Origin of the sequence: Aureliella helgolandensis (assembly GCF_007752135.1) — a bacterium.
GTDB lineage: Bacteria > Planctomycetota > Planctomycetia > Pirellulales > Pirellulaceae > Aureliella > Aureliella helgolandensis.
In genome coordinates this window covers 5243357-5257400 of the sequence record NZ_CP036298.1, presented here as the reverse complement: position 1 = coordinate 5257400, position 14044 = coordinate 5243357, and the positions used below count along the sequence as shown (strand labels likewise).

10 protein-coding genes and 1 tRNA gene are annotated in these 14044 nt (G+C 55.1%); 4 read left to right on the top strand and 7 right to left on the bottom strand.

Features of this window, described 5'->3' with window-relative positions:
* Positions 1-71: 71 nt before the first annotated feature.
* On the bottom strand, positions 72-1553 hold the full coding sequence (locus Q31a_RS18320; protein ID WP_197355384.1) for a BBP7 family outer membrane beta-barrel protein: 1482 nt from the start codon (positions 1551-1553) through the stop codon (positions 72-74).
* A 622-nt stretch (positions 1554-2175) separates the two neighbouring features.
* Between Q31a_RS18320 and Q31a_RS18315 the strand changes: the two genes are divergently transcribed.
* Positions 2176-3129: an SPFH domain-containing protein gene (locus tag Q31a_RS18315; RefSeq protein ID WP_145081080.1), complete on the top strand. Its 954-nt coding sequence runs from the start codon at positions 2176-2178 to the stop codon at positions 3127-3129.
* 102 nt (positions 3130-3231) lie between these two features.
* Here Q31a_RS18315 and Q31a_RS18310 read toward each other — a convergent pair whose 3' ends face one another.
* Together Q31a_RS18310 and Q31a_RS30900 are read right to left on the bottom strand one after the other, a co-directional pair.
* Positions 3232-3909, bottom strand: a complete 678-nt coding sequence (locus Q31a_RS18310; protein WP_145081077.1) for a hypothetical protein — start codon at positions 3907-3909, stop codon at positions 3232-3234.
* Between the two features lie 163 nt (positions 3910-4072).
* Positions 4073-4210: a hypothetical protein gene (locus Q31a_RS30900; RefSeq protein ID WP_231690822.1), complete on the bottom strand. Its 138-nt coding sequence runs from the start codon at positions 4208-4210 to the stop codon at positions 4073-4075.
* 343 nt (positions 4211-4553) lie between these two features.
* On the opposite strand from Q31a_RS30900, the gene Q31a_RS18305 reads away from it, so the two are divergent.
* A complete protein-coding gene (locus tag Q31a_RS18305) occupies positions 4554-5219 on the top strand; it encodes a PEP-CTERM sorting domain-containing protein (RefSeq protein ID WP_145081074.1) in 666 nt (221 codons plus the stop codon).
* Positions 5220-5319: 100 nt separating this feature from the next.
* Here the strand turns inward: Q31a_RS18305 and Q31a_RS18300 are convergent, their stop codons facing one another.
* From Q31a_RS18300 to Q31a_RS18290, 3 genes are all read right to left on the bottom strand, one after another.
* Complete coding sequence (locus tag Q31a_RS18300) at positions 5320-5799, bottom strand: hypothetical protein (RefSeq protein WP_145081071.1); 480 nt, start codon at positions 5797-5799, stop codon at positions 5320-5322.
* 834 nt (positions 5800-6633) lie between these two features.
* Positions 6634-6706, bottom strand: a tRNA-Ala gene (locus Q31a_RS18295).
* 199 nt (positions 6707-6905) lie between these two features.
* On the bottom strand, positions 6906-8210 hold the full coding sequence (locus Q31a_RS18290; RefSeq protein WP_145081068.1) for a thymidine phosphorylase: 1305 nt from the start codon (positions 8208-8210) through the stop codon (positions 6906-6908).
* Between the two features lie 210 nt (positions 8211-8420).
* Between Q31a_RS18290 and Q31a_RS18285 the strand changes: the two genes are divergently transcribed.
* Positions 8421-10394 (top strand): hypothetical protein, encoded by a 1974-nt coding sequence (locus Q31a_RS18285; RefSeq protein ID WP_145081065.1) that lies wholly within the window; start codon positions 8421-8423, stop codon positions 10392-10394.
* A gap of 80 nt (positions 10395-10474) precedes the next feature.
* Here Q31a_RS18285 and Q31a_RS18280 read toward each other — a convergent pair whose 3' ends face one another.
* On the bottom strand, positions 10475-10951 hold the full coding sequence (locus Q31a_RS18280) for a DinB family protein (RefSeq protein ID WP_197355383.1): 477 nt from the start codon (positions 10949-10951) through the stop codon (positions 10475-10477).
* A gap of 603 nt (positions 10952-11554) precedes the next feature.
* Between Q31a_RS18280 and Q31a_RS18275 the strand changes: the two genes are divergently transcribed.
* Complete coding sequence (locus tag Q31a_RS18275) at positions 11555-14029, top strand: glycogen/starch/alpha-glucan phosphorylase (RefSeq protein ID WP_145081059.1); 2475 nt, start codon at positions 11555-11557, stop codon at positions 14027-14029.
* The last annotated feature ends 15 nt before the right edge of the window (positions 14030-14044 follow it).

Genomic DNA, 14044 nt, shown 5'->3' with positions numbered 1-14044 from the left:
ACCTAACCGTAGCCGGAAGGTCGAGCTCTGACGTCCTGTTCAGACGGAATGTTCTGCGTTTCTTCCCCATCTTACCAGCGGAAGTCGGCACCGAAGCTCAGACCTTGTACCCAATAATCGGTTTCTACGAATTGAAACTGAGGTCGGAGTGCACCATTTGCTACCACAGGAGTGGCTTGTTCGGGCGGAAGTAGTAAAGGGTTGACGTCTAGGTCAACTTGATCGCCTGGTCGCACGACACTTCCCCAATAGATGGCCGAGTAGCCTGCGGTGACGCGGAGGCGGCGGGTCATCTGGTATCCCAAGGTCGCACCCAGCTCGGGCACCATCGTAAAGTTTTCCTGGGAGTAGCCTGCAATGTTGCTGCGTTGTGCCAGAAAACCACTGTTGTAAGCTGTGCTGACTCCGCCTTCATTGATGAGTGAAGATCCGGTGATGTTGACCGTCTGCTTGACGTTACCAATTCCCAACCGCATCAGTCCATCCAACGACCACATGCCGCGGCGGCCTTGCCATAGTACTCCGAGCTCAACTCCATTGAACTGATTCAAGGTCTCGAAACGGTCGGTGATGGCGAACGTGTCGGTGGTACCGGTGCCGGTAGTCCTTAGATTCTCTGTAGCTGTGAGCGATTCATCGAGTTGCCAGAAGCGATAGCCCAAGGTTGCATCCCAGCGAGAGGAGGTTGGCACGGTCTGACAAACGAGTGGGGAGTACGCACAACCATTGGAACAGCACAGTTGGCGACGGAATCGAAAGGCGGCTCCGTTGAATTCGCTAGTCGTTGTAATCCCAATGTTGCCATTCAATACGCCGGGGAAAGCAACCAATTCGGAGTCGTTCTGACCGTCTTGGACGTTGAAGAACGGACGGGCCAGGATCGGGCTGCCAGCGGAATTGCGGTAGTAACTTTCCGTTTCTTCGCCAAGTCCTACGTATTCTCCCTCTACGCCCAGACCAGGGAAGGATGACAACCAAAATCCGAAGCGGATGCGGAAGCCAGAGCGGTCGTCGTCTTGGTAATTGTTGCTGCCACCGTAAAGAATCGACCCCGTGTTGCCCAACACGCCAGCATTGGCTCGCGCTGTTCCATCAGGGCTGGTGGAAACCAGGGCGGGAAGATTCATGCCGTCTTGTGACCAGTTGAGGTATTCAGCCTGAACCCAACCGTGAGCTGGGAAACAGATGCAGAAGCGGTTGGGGACATTGCACGAGTCGCAATATCCCTCGCCGAGTTGGCCGCCGCCGGAGGTGCAAGTACTGCAACCTCCCCCGCCACAACTGCTGCAGCCACTGTCGTAGTAGTCGCCGCCGTCAGCGATGATGTCGCCTTCCACCACGTAGTCGGCAGATACATGGCTGGCCGTGGTCACGGGACGTCGACTGGGACGCGATTCGCTCGGTTTTCCCTGCCACCGGCTTGGAACTCCCGTTCGTGGAGCAGCTTGAGGTCGACGAGCAGAGCTCGCACCTTGATAGCTCTGGCCCATGACGGGCATCGAAGCCATCAGACTGAAAATCATTACAACTGAGGCAATAAGTCGCTGTAACACTGCCGCGCCTTCCCTAGCAAAACTGGCGTTTGAGCTGAACGCCCGAAATGGAAGGGCGCCAGCATATCTCCCCAGCATTCCAAACTTGGGGATGTTTAGAGTTATCGTCAGCACTTGCCCGGATAATTAGCGCAATCCGTAAATTTTGCGAATTCCGCAAACTCTGCCTAATCGGAATAGTTTGACATTGGAGGGGCGAGGGGGTGGGCGAGCCAGTCGGGACGACCTGCACATGGTGAGAGTCGTGTTGCGAGATAGCTAGCAAAAGTTGGGTGAAGCCCAGGTCGCAGATTTTTTGGGCACCGCTCATCCAAGGGTTGCAGCAGTGCTGCTCTAAATGAATGCGAGCTATTCACGCAGTATTCAGAATTCGGTGCGCCTGCTTCTCTGCTCAACCGGGCCAGAGTAAGAGGGCCATTGAGGTGGTGCGTGCATCGTCATGGAGCCTAGGTTGCTGCAGCGGCTGGACAGTAGTCCTAGGGGAGCGGTCGCTCTCGGGACGCACCCAATGCATTCAAGCACAGCTGGTGCCCTGCCCTGCTGAGAGCACCGATAGAAGTCGAGTTGCAGACCCCCATTCCGAGGATTTGTAATTACCCGTTAGGAACTCAAGGAGAGTTAAATGCACCAAGAAAAGAAGTTTCGCCCGATGGCGGGTTGGATCCCATTGTTTCTTTGTCTGATGTCGAAGCTGTTTGCGGTTGGGCTGTTTTTCTGGACGGTCTCGCTTGCGGATAGTCGTCCGACTGGAATCACGACGCTCTGCCTGCTGCTCGCTGCTGTCTGCATGCTCGGAGGCTTCATTGGCTTGTTCGGTTTGATTGCCGTCGCTCCTAACCAAGGCCGCGTTCTCCTACTGTTCGGAAATTACAAAGGCAGCGTTGTCGAATCGGGGTTCTATTGGGTAAACCCGTTTTACACCAAGTCCAAAATATCGTTGCGAATTCGCAATTTCGAAACGGGGGCCACTACGACTCCTGAAACGAAGGATGCCGCTGGTAAAGTCCTCACTGAGAAGCGGAGATCGCATGGGCGTCCTTCTAAGGTGAACGACCGAGATGGGAACCCTGTGGAGATTTCTGCAGTGGTGGTTTGGAAAGTGGTCAACACCGCAGAGGCGCTGTTCGAGGTCGACGACTATGAGGATTACGTGGGCGTTCAGAGTGAAGCGGCGCTACGCAGCTTGGCCTCGCGGTATCCTTATGACAGTGAAGACCACGAGGTTTCCTTGCGGGGGAGTACCCAGGAAATTTCCGATCAGCTCGGCAAGGATATCCAGGAGCGACTCGACCGAGCGGGGATTGAAATCGTCGAATCACGCATTAGTCATCTAGCGTATGCTCAAGAAATTGCGGCAGCCATGTTGCAGCGTCAGCAGGCACAGGCGGTGGTTGCAGCTCGTACTAAAATTGTCGAAGGCGCGGTGGGAATGGTGCAAATGGCACTCGAACACCTCGCCAAAGACAATATTGTCGAGCTGGACAATGAACGAAGGGCTGCGATGGTTCAGAACCTGCTCGTCGTACTCTGCTCCGATCGACATACGCAGCCAGTGATCAATACTGGCGCGTCCTAAGCGTGTTCTCGCTTTTCCGCTCACCGACCAACTCCGCTGGCGCCCTTCAGCACTGCTCCGGCGGACGGTTGTCGAATAGGAGAGTGGATTGAGTAATGCTGCCTAACGGCTTATAGCTACCGGGCGGCCATCCGCAATAAAGGAAACGATGCCAGAATTGATATGCACTTCTACATCGGTGACCTTGCCGTCAATTTCAGCTACCGAAATTCCATCCACGACCAGCGCTGTGGGGCTAACGATGATTTGTTTTCCGGCCGTTTCGATCGTCGCGGTATCCGCCGAGAATGCAGATTTCAAGGTGATTGCATCAGAGTAGGTAATGACGCTGCGTCCTGACGCCAGGGTGCCTCCAGCGGAACTTCCGGCAAGCAAGAGCATTGCGAAGCACGCCGTGACGGCAAAAATTGGAATCGCAGCCAGAGCAATGAATAGTGGGCGCGTGCGAAGACGCATTTTCATCGGATAGCTCCAGGGATTGTGAGTAGCAATTTCGTCACGATTCCCACTTTTCACATGACCTGTCAAGATCTGTCGTTGCTGGAAGTACGCAGTCCTGCTTGGTGCCGCATGCCCCTGTTCATTGCGAGCTTGAGGTGGCTTGCGGACGGTGGCTTGGGGACAGAGCTCGAGAACGGGTGGCTTGGGGACAGAGCGCAACAGAGGGAGAGCTTGGGGATAGAGCACGCGGACGAGTGTGCCGAGCAGGGCTGATTTGGAGGGGGAGGGTACCGGTGATAGATTTAGGCCTGTACGCAGGCAGACCAACCGCACGTTCAATTCCGTTAGTTCCTAGAGCAGAGCCGTCAGTCTCTTGGCGGTTCGCCCCGACCGATCCAGTCGCCACTCAGCAACCTACAGAAACCCCGCCGGCCTGAACGTGCGGCAACAACTGGGGGAAGGCGGGCCGCTCCATCGTATTGTCATTGAAACGGCCCCGATATCAGCGAGCCTCCCACTCCCGCTGGGCCTCCCATTGCCGAAGTTCCGGCTCTTGACTGGCTACATCCTCCGACTTGCTGGACACCCGCAGATCGATGGCGATGGGCAGGTTCATTCGTGGCCTGGGCGCTGATCTCATTGATTCTTTCAAACACGGCGAGAAAACAGCGAAGGTAGGCGAGTGTGTCAAGATTGGATTAGACAAGACAATTAGTGCAACATTGCTCGCCAGAAGGCCGAAAACTTAGGCGTTTCGCCGTTTCGTCTCGCATCTAATCGAAATTCAATACTTTCCGGCCCTGGTGGAGCGGTTTGACGAGGCGGAGAAATCTTTCGGATGGCTAAGTTTTGGCTATTGACACCCTCCTCGCAGGACTAAACTACTGATCGTAGGACTAAACACTGAGCCGCTCAGTAGTGACGGTTGCCGACCCCAATTCGGAGCGGGCCACATTCCTAGACCTAGACCAAGGTGAAGCAAGATGATGCGGGTGATTCAACGAGTGGCGTGCGTGGCGGTGCTGGTCGCTGCTGCGGGGCATGTGCAGGCGGGAATTATTGTCGTTGATCCAGATGGGTTTGCATCTGGGACGAGTCTGACATACGCTTTCACCGGTGTAACGATTACTAGGGGCAGTGGAGCCACTGACATTACGTCAGCCTTGGGTTCGACAGGGACTCAGCAGTTCTCACTCAACGGACGTACTGGATTTTTCAACAGCCTTCCGAACCCACCGTCGGCGACATTGGTTGATACTCTAGCTGCTTCAAGGAGCTCCTCATCAATTCTTCGTTTCGATTTTAGTACTCCGACCGATTTCGTATCCATTGACTTAATTCCTAACGATAGTTTGGATCCCGGTTCAATTGCTGCATTCGATAGCGCTGGAAACCAGATTGGCTTTGACTCGTTCGGTGGACAGAATCTGCGTGCGACGAGGAATACCCTCAGCGTATCAGGCGGAGGCATCACGACCCTGCTTGCAGCCGGCGACAATCTTGGAAACACCCTTGAGATAGACACACTCACGTACAGCTCTACGGCCGCTGTCCCCGAACCCTCCACCCTCGCCTTGTTCGGCATTGGTGCAGGTGTAGCTGGAATCGGTGCCACTCGTCGCCGTCGGCGTGAATGGGTGAATGGGTGAATGGGTGAATGGGGACAGGCCACCTTGTTAGCACGCGCTCGGGAAGCGTCCTGCCTAGATCGAGTGGAATCGTGTTAATGCTAGCTGAGTCAGCTGTAGCTCACCTTCCTTGAAAATGCTCTGTCCCCCCGGCACTGTCCCTGTGTAATTGACAGTGATCCTCCGCGAGCACTGCCAGGTGCGATGAACCTTCCAGCTCAACTCTAGCACCGTTATCAAACCGGATGGTGGCGATCCCCTCGGCGAGGCGGAAATGCCCAATCTCGATCCGTCCGCCGTCGCGAGCCTGTGCCGTTTCCGCTCGCCACAAGCAATTCGACAACGAATCAAGCCGTCCCAAAGACGGCCTCTGCTCCGTCGACAACCAGGCCCCTACCACGACCGCCAATAGCAGACCTGCCGCCAGTGAGACCCATCGGCCAAATCGAAACGAAGCACGATTCGCAGCTGCTCTAACCAGTCGAGTATGATTGCCACTACTTGCAGGACCGACGTTTGGTGTGTGCGTTAGATCGGCAATCAGCATCCCGATCTCGACGAATGCATCCCGTGCGGCGGCAGGTGAATCCGACAGCATCATGTCGCGTTCCGCCACATCGGGGAGAGCTTGGGGACGGGGAGAGCTTGGGGACAGAGCACGCGGACGAGTGTACCGGCCAGGGCTGATTTGGAGGGGGAGGGACCGGTGAGTGGCAAACGGGCCGGGGGCCCATTCTACTCGAAGGGCGAGGGCGGGAGCTTGGGGACAGTGCACGCGGACGAGTGTGCCGGCCGAGGCTGATTTGGAGGGGGAGGGTACCGGTGAGTGGCAAACGGGCCGGGGGCCCATTCTACTCGGAGGGCTTGGGGACAGTGTGTGTCGAGGAGGGAGCGGACCGAGGGGGAAGGCAATTGTCGGTGGGGGCGGCTCGCGTCATGCGTGGTTAGTCTGCTAGCCGGGAAGATGGAGCCGGGAAGATGGAGATGTCGGTAGCATTGGAGGGGCGTCTGGCTCGACCGCTTTTCTGACTCAACGTCTCTGCAAGAAAACTTCCGATGTGGGGGGCGTGGGAGGAACAGGCCACCACCGAAGACTCGAGCCCAAGTGACTCCGGTCAGTAGTACCACGCAAGGATCGACAGGGCTTGCCGGTAGCCCTGCAGCATTTGACTTCTGGATTTAAGTGCTATGCAGGAGTGGTTGAGAGAGTTCCTGCGCAAGTGCACTTCTGAACGGTAGCAGATCCTTCGACTTGAAGGTTTGGATCTCGGCCCTGCTTGCATGCTGACGCAGGATTTCTATTCCACTGCTTCCACTGCGAGCTTCGGCAACTGCGACCGGCAAAGCCAACATGGGGCTGGACTTGGAGGAGCTGCTGCAGGACACGAAAAAAGCCGCTGACCATAACTGCTCAGCGGCTTATTCGTTTTCAAAGTGGAGGATAACGGACTTGAACCGATGACCTATTGCATGCCATGCAATCGCTCTCCCAACTGAGCTAATCCCCCGTTTGTGCCCCTTTTCAGTGGCGGTCGCTGCCTTAAAGATTGCTGGGACATTCCTTGGCTGCGAGAGCAAGAAATTATCAACCATTGAAAATCATGTCAAGGACTCTCCTGCTCTGTCGCCAAAATTCATGGCCAGTCTTGAGCATTTTCTTCAGGATCCGGCAGGATCGGTCCACGAGAGATCGTTCGAAGTGGGGTGTTAGGGGGGAGAGGTGGATTTAGGGGGACTGGCTGGGGCAAATAGCGGCAGGGGGGCAACGGACGAGTCTGACCAATCCCACACCTGATGCAGCCGCCGGTGAGCCTCTGCGGAGGAGGTGGCGTCGAGCGCGTAGACCACCGCTAGCGGTTGACCTGGTTGTACCTGGTCGCCTACGCGAGCTAGCACTTTCAAGCCAACGCTGTGCTCGATGTGGTCGCCCAACTTGCGTCGGCCCCCGCCCAATTCAATCACAATTTGCCCCAAGCCCTGACCGTCAACTCCGCGTAGCCAACCGCTGTGAGGAGCTGCGAACACTGATGACGCCGCCAGTGGGAGTCGCTCTCGGAATGCACCACGCTGGTGCTCGACCATGGCTGCGAATCTTGCTAAGGGCCGCCCGGAATCCAATTCTTGGGCTAGCTCTGCAATTGCATTCTCGAGGTGGGCGTGCAATCCGGCCGCGCACAGCAGTTCGCCACCCAACCGCAACGTCAGCGCGCGGACATCGCTAGGTCCACCGCCTTGAAGTACTTCGACCGCTTCATTGGCTTCACACGCGTTGCCTACCATTTGACCCAACGGTTGATTCATATCGCTGAGGATGGCCCGGGTGGGCAGACCGAGGCGTTCGCCAGTTTGCGTTAGGCTGGTAGCGAGCTCTTGAGCCGAGCTGAGCTGTTGCATGAAAGCAGCCGAGCCGAACTTTACGTCCAGCACCAGCGCGTCCAGCGATTCCGCCAACTTCTTGCACATGATGCTGCTGGTGATCAAGGCGATCGAAGGAACGGTGGCGGTTACATCGCGCAATTGATACAGCTGGCGATCGGCCGGGGCGATGTGCGGAGTCGTGCCCGTGATCACACACCCCAACGCCTGCAGTTGTTGGGAGATCTCCACTTCGGAAAGATCGCAGCGGTAGCCGGGGTACGATTCGAGTTTGTCGAGCGTGCCACCGGTGATTCCCAAGCCCCGGCCACTCAGCATTGGGACATCCACGTCAAAGCACGCCAATAGTGGGGCTAGAATCAGCGATACTTTGTCGCCCAAGCCACCGGTGGAGTGCTTGTCGACGCGCGGTTTGTCCGAGCATCTGGGCAAGGTTTGACCGCTCGACAACATGCAATCGGTGAGTGCGGCGGTTTCTCGGGTATTCATGCCGCGGCAGAGAATGGCCATGGCCCAAGCGGCGACTTGGTAATCGGCAATCGAGCCGTCGACTAATCCGGCGACCATGAACTGTATCTCGTCCGCGGTCAAAATTTGTCCGTCGCGTTTTTTTCCAATGATTGTGGTGGGAAGCATGCGTGCGTGCTTACGTTTGGCAGTGAGGGCGGACAGAAGGGGGGAGCGATTCGCAGCGGAACGTCCGGTACCGAAATGCGGTTAACTACGAAAGTTTCGGTAATTTGGGTGTTATCGGCAGGAAATGACGATTCCTGTATTGCAAACTAGGCGTGGCAGTGGAAACTGTTGGGGCTACGGATTTTGGCTTGTTTTGCATAGGGGCTAAGGATGTCGACCGAACGTCGCAAATTGAAGAAGTGGTTAGCTGGCTTTATTCTAACTCCCATAGTTAGCTGTTCACTCCCGCCCATTGTAGGCGGAAATCTGGGTGCTGTGATGGCAGCCGATCTGCTCACCAATGATGTGTCGATCGTCGAACCGACGGTATCGCCTCTGCCTGCTACCGCGACTGCGGCGGTGCCCGCGCTGAAAGCGGCTGCGTCGGCGGCGATTGAGTCTCAGACGCTCGAGCTGCAGAGCATTTTGGAAGAGGCCAAAGGGGCTCTCGATATGAGCCGGCTCCCTCAGGTTGAGCCAGCTAAAGCAGAGTTGCAGGAAGCGGTTGAGCAGCTGCAGGCCTACATCGTTCCCAACTCGGCTAACGGCGTCGCTTGGAGTAGCTTTCTTGGATTGGAGGCTCTCAGTAGCGAAATCGCGGCAGAGCAGCCCAGCCTGACCAAATTGGTTGAGCTGGAAACCACCATGCGCCAAAATTATGAGGGGCTAGAGTACCCGCACTTCTTGAAGTTGCGGACGTCGCTCGATCGGTACATCCGAGCTCTCAAGTATGGTGCGAATCCAGATCGCACGCTGCAAGTGCTGCAAACGCGGTTGGACGAGCTGGTCACTAAGTTGGATACACCTGCCGAAGGAAGCATGACCGACAGGGTCGCCGGAATTGGCTTGGTGCTGACCTATTTGCATGAAAGCCAGCAATCGCCGGAAGCCGTTCAGCGAATTCGCAATCAATTCAACTACCCCAACCTACAGGTCCACGCTTCGGAAACGGCGTTAAATCGCTTGGTGCACCGAGCGGTGGCTGAGCCAACGCCGGTGAACGAATGTTTGCTCGGCACACGATTGATCGGACAAGCCTGCTTGGCAGGGGACGTTTCCGTTGACCTGCGTGAAATGCTGGGAGGTGTCTCCCTCTGTTTGAATCTCAATGCATGCATGACCAGCCAGAATATTGGACACAACCGTGGCGTCAAATTGCATAGCACGGGAGTCTCCCCGGTATCAGCATCGAAGCACATTACCGTCACTCCCAACGGCATTAGCGCACGACCAGCTTCGGTTGCTACCGATCTGCAGACTCACGTGTATGCCATTGAGCACAAACTGAAGATCGTGCGCAAGATTGCAGCTAAGAAAGTCGTACAGCAGAAACCCCAAGCGGATGCGATTGCCGAATCTCGTTTGCAAAACCGGATTCGCAACAAATACGATCAGCAAGTAGACCAGCAGATTCAAGAAGCCGGAGTACGGTTGTCCAACTTTCGTCAACCTCGTGCTGAATTGGTACGACTGGGTTTGACCAAGCCAGCTCTAGCACTTTATTCAACCGATTCGTCCGTCCACGGCAATGGGGTACAGGCCGCGTCTTTCCAGCTTGCTGCCGATCGACCTTGTGGTATTCCGCAACCCGCCGACGCGGCAGTTGTGGTGGAAGCGCACCAGTCGGCCGCCGTCAACGCCCTGGATATTCTGCTCAGCAGTCGGACGATTCGCAGCAGTGATGTGGATGATTTGGCGATGCAATTCTTGGGACGTGTTCCCGAGGAAGTTCGGTTGGAAGCGGAAAACGAGGATTGGGCGATTACCTTCGCCAACTTTCGGCCTGTGGAAATTGAGCTCGACGACAACACGGTTGCCTTTAGCTTGCGTTTTTCAAGCATGTCGGGGGCGAACGGCGATATCAATGGCCCATCCAAAATCACGGCCAAGTATCAGCCCGTCTTCGAAGACGGGCATTTGGTGTTGGTACGTCAGGGAGAAGTTGCCACCGATTTCGCCAGCGGTGGAGGCGGATTGCGAAACACTTCCCTGCGTTCGGTATTGAAAAAGAAGTTTGATTCGGTTTTCAAAGAACGCATTGAAACTCAAGACGTCGACCTACTCAAGTCCTTCCCGAATGCTCCGCGCATGAACGTGCGAAGCTTAGAGATCGACGACGGCTGGGTGCAAGTTGGCGTACACTAGCCGGCAATGGGCTAACATCTAAAATGTCGTAAACGGATCGAAGAGCTTACAAAGCTTTTCGATCCGTTTCTTGTTTGCAGTCAGAGAATGATGGGTTTCCCCAATTGGCGTCTGACCACCACCCATTGCCCTGCATGCATTAACCAGTGGGCTGCCTGAACATTTAGAAGAGCTCCAACTGTCGGCGCATAGTCAACACCTGACTCTGCATTCAAATCAGTGTGCTGTTCTAGCAGCTGTAGCAATGCTTCTCGCACGATCTTAGCTCGAGAGTTGAGCTCATGCTTGGTGCAGAAGCTTTCCGCATGATCGATCTTTTGCGAATGCCGACCGTACATCGCAGAGTGCTCGGGCAGGAAATCAAAGAACTGTTGCGAGTCGAGTTTGCAAAGGGCCTCCGCTTCCGAAAGGACGAGATGACCGATTTGCCAATTGATATGATTGCAATCGGGGTGGGGACGCTGCAGCAGATCTTGGTCATCTAGGTCCTGGAGGTAGCTCATGCAAATCATGAGCGACATGTCGAGGGCTTGTCGAATCGCTTGCGGGGCTTGCATCGCTTCGTTCTTTCTGGAGAAAGTGGTTGAAAATGCCTCTGTGGATTCTGCCACGGACACCGCGAGTGATCCCCGGTTTGCCGGTGGGTTGAAGGGCGATGACGAGCTTTCTTGGTGGAGCAATCGGGGTGCTGGGACGCGGCACAGATCGACCGCTTTGGTGTGCCTGAGGCGGACGATCTTGCAGCATGGGTGGGCTTGCCAATGAGGAATTCGAAGCCCCATGCGCAATCAGAAGCCTCAAAAATAGTGAATTTTTGCGAGTGCTTCCAAATTTTTTTAGTAGTAGGCTTGATCTAGGCACGGATGATGCACTGGACAATGTCGCGACCAGTCTTAGGCATAAAGTGGAATACTCCGCCATAAGCCGACCTGCGGAAGGTATTAATGCTAGGGCTGGGGCGGAAGGTTGGAGACGCTGCGAGTTGCTAAATGCACAAACTGGCCGATAAAGGTGTTATAAGGCATAGGATCGTTGCGATGCGGTGGACCGGAATTGTTTTCGCTAGGCTAATATTTTACCGAATCGCTACCGATTACTAAATCTTACAAAGGCGTGAACACAGCCATTTCGTTGATTAGAAGTCCTTTGACTGGGGAAATATGAATCCTTCACTTGCAACTCTAGACGAACTCTCCACACTCGGCGCACTGGGAAATCTGGGGACTGAGGTTCGCCGCCATTTGAACTATACGCTGGGGCACCACGTCAAGAACGCGGATCAGCGCTATTTGTATCGCGCGTTGGCGTTAGCGGTCCGCGATCGCTTGGTTGGCCAGTGGCTGGAGACGCAAACGCGAATGGCTGATAAGGCCAGCCGCAAGGTTTTTTACCTTTCCTTGGAGTTCTTGATCGGACGCTCCTTGTGCAATTCGGTGCATAACCTTGATCTGACAGACGATGCTCGTGCGGCGATGCACGAATATGGCAAGGGGCTTGAAGAAACTGCTGAAAATGAATTGGATGCAGGTCTGGGCAACGGTGGTCTCGGGCGATTGGCCGCATGCTTCCTAGATAGCTGTGCAAATCTCCAATTGCCCGTTTTGGGCTACGGAATACGGTACGAGTATGGAATGTTCCATCAACGCCTAGAGAACGGTCGTCAAGTCGAAGATCCGGATCACTGGTTGCGTGATGGCAATCCCTGGGAAATTGAGCGTCCAGAAGATACGCGGCGCGTGCGATTCTACGGTCGATCGGAGCTGTACTACGATGCCGATGGAGTGCACCACAGCCGATGGGTTGATACTCATGACGTGGTTGCGGTCCCGTTTGACATGCCCATTCCAGGCTTCCGAAACAAGACTGTCAATACGTTGCGTCTGTGGAAGTCGACCGCCACCGATGCCTTTGATTTGGGCGAGTTCAACGCTGGTGGCTATTCAGAAGCCGTGGCTGCCAAGAATATGGCTGAGCAGATCACAATGGTGCTCTACCCCAACGATGCTAGCGAGAATGGTAAGGAACTGCGCCTCAAGCAGCAGTATTTCCTGGTCTCGGCCAGCTTGCAGGACGCCATAGCAAACTGGAAGCAAAACAATGGCAAGGATCTGACGAAGTTTGGTAAGGAAAATTGTTTCCAGCTCAATGACACGCACCCAGCTTGTGCAGTTCCTGAGCTCATGCGAATCTTAATGGATGAGCATCAGATGAGCTGGGAGGAGGCTTGGGATGTTGCCAGTTGCTCCATGGCCTACACCAACCATACCCTTCTGCCTGAGGCCCTCGAGCGTTGGTCGGTAGCGCTCTTCAGCCGTTTGCTTCCTCGATTGACTGAAATCATCTTCGAGATCAATCGTCGCTTTTTGAAGGAGGTCGAGGCGCATTGGCCAGGCGATGCCGATATGAAGCGACGCTTGTCGATCATTGAGGAAGGGGACAATCCGCACATTCGCATGGCCTACCTGTCCATTATCGGCTGCTTCTCGGTCAATGGTGTGGCCGCCCTGCACACTGAACTTCTAAAGAGTGGCCTATTTGCCGATTTCTATGAGCTGTGGCCGGAGAAATTCAACAATAAGACCAACGGCGTGACGCAGCGGCGGTGGTTAGCGCACTGCAATCCTGGCCTACGCAAGCTCATCACAGAAGCGATTGGTGACAGTTGGGAGGCCGATCTGAGCTCCATTGAGCAGCTTAAGCCGCTCGCGAAGGACGCTAGCTTCCGCAAAAAGTGGGCTGCAGTGAAGGCGGAAAACAAGCGTCGTCTTGCCGATTACGTGTTTGAAAACACGGGTGTGCAGTTCTCGGCCAACGCGATTTACGATGTGCAGGTTAAGCGGATCCACGAATACAAGCGACAGTTGCTCAACTTGCTCCACGTGGTGCATCTCTACGATCGCATCTGCCGTGGAGACAGCGAGGGTATGATTCCACGCTGCGTGCTCGTCGGTGGCAAGGCGGCCCCTGGTTATTTTATCGCGAAATTGATTGTCAAGCTGATCAATAACGTCGCCAATGTCGTCAACAATGACGAGCGGGTCGGCGACTTGTTGAAAGTGGTCTTCTTCCCGAACTACCGCGTGTCGGCCATGGAAATCATTTGTCCCGGTACCGAACTCTCGGAGCAGATCTCGACCGCTGGAAAAGAAGCGTCGGGTACTGGCAACATGAAGTTCATGATGAATGGAGCTCTCACGATTGGTACCCTTGATGGAGCCAATATTGAAATTCGTGAAAAGGCAGGAGCCGAGAACTTCTTCCTCTTCGGACTCGATGCGGCGGAAGTCCCGGTAACGCGTCAAAATTACAACCCCAATGAGTTGATTGCTGCGGATTCCGACATTCGCCGTGTGATGGAAATGTTGGAAGGGGGAGTGTTCAACGTGGGTGAGCCTGGTATTTTTGATGTGCTCTTGAGTGGTCTACGGAACCCACAAGACCAGTGGCTGACGATCGCTGATTTCCGCAGTTTCATCGACGCACAGCAAGCAGTGAATGAAGCTTACAAGGACCAAGAGCACTGGAATGAAATGAGTATCCTCAATTCAGCCAGTAGCGGTTGGTTCTCCAGTGATCGAACCATTGCCCAGTACGCAGACGAAATTTGGAATGTTCAACCCGTGCCCCACGCCTAAAACGTGAAAAGGAAG

What these genes read in the sequence shown, in the direction of transcription:
- Q31a_RS18315 (WP_145081080.1), top strand. Translation starts at nt 2,176, where the DNA reads ATGCACCAAGAAAAGAAGTTTCGCCCGATGGCGGGTTGGATCCCATTG.
- Q31a_RS30900 (WP_231690822.1), bottom strand. Translation starts at nt 4,210, where the DNA reads ATGAGATCAGCGCCCAGGCCACGAATGAACCTGCCCATCGCCATCGAT.
- Q31a_RS18305 (WP_145081074.1), top strand. Translation starts at nt 4,554, where the DNA reads ATGATGCGGGTGATTCAACGAGTGGCGTGCGTGGCGGTGCTGGTCGCT.
- Q31a_RS18300 (WP_145081071.1), bottom strand. Translation starts at nt 5,799, where the DNA reads ATGATGCTGTCGGATTCACCTGCCGCCGCACGGGATGCATTCGTCGAG.
- Q31a_RS18290 (WP_145081068.1), bottom strand. Translation starts at nt 8,210, where the DNA reads ATGCTTCCCACCACAATCATTGGAAAAAAACGCGACGGACAAATTTTG.
- Q31a_RS18285 (WP_145081065.1), top strand. Translation starts at nt 8,421, where the DNA reads ATGTCGACCGAACGTCGCAAATTGAAGAAGTGGTTAGCTGGCTTTATT.
- Q31a_RS18280 (WP_197355383.1), bottom strand. Translation starts at nt 10,951, where the DNA reads ATGCAAGCCCCGCAAGCGATTCGACAAGCCCTCGACATGTCGCTCATG.
- Q31a_RS18275 (WP_145081059.1), top strand. Translation starts at nt 11,555, where the DNA reads ATGAATCCTTCACTTGCAACTCTAGACGAACTCTCCACACTCGGCGCA.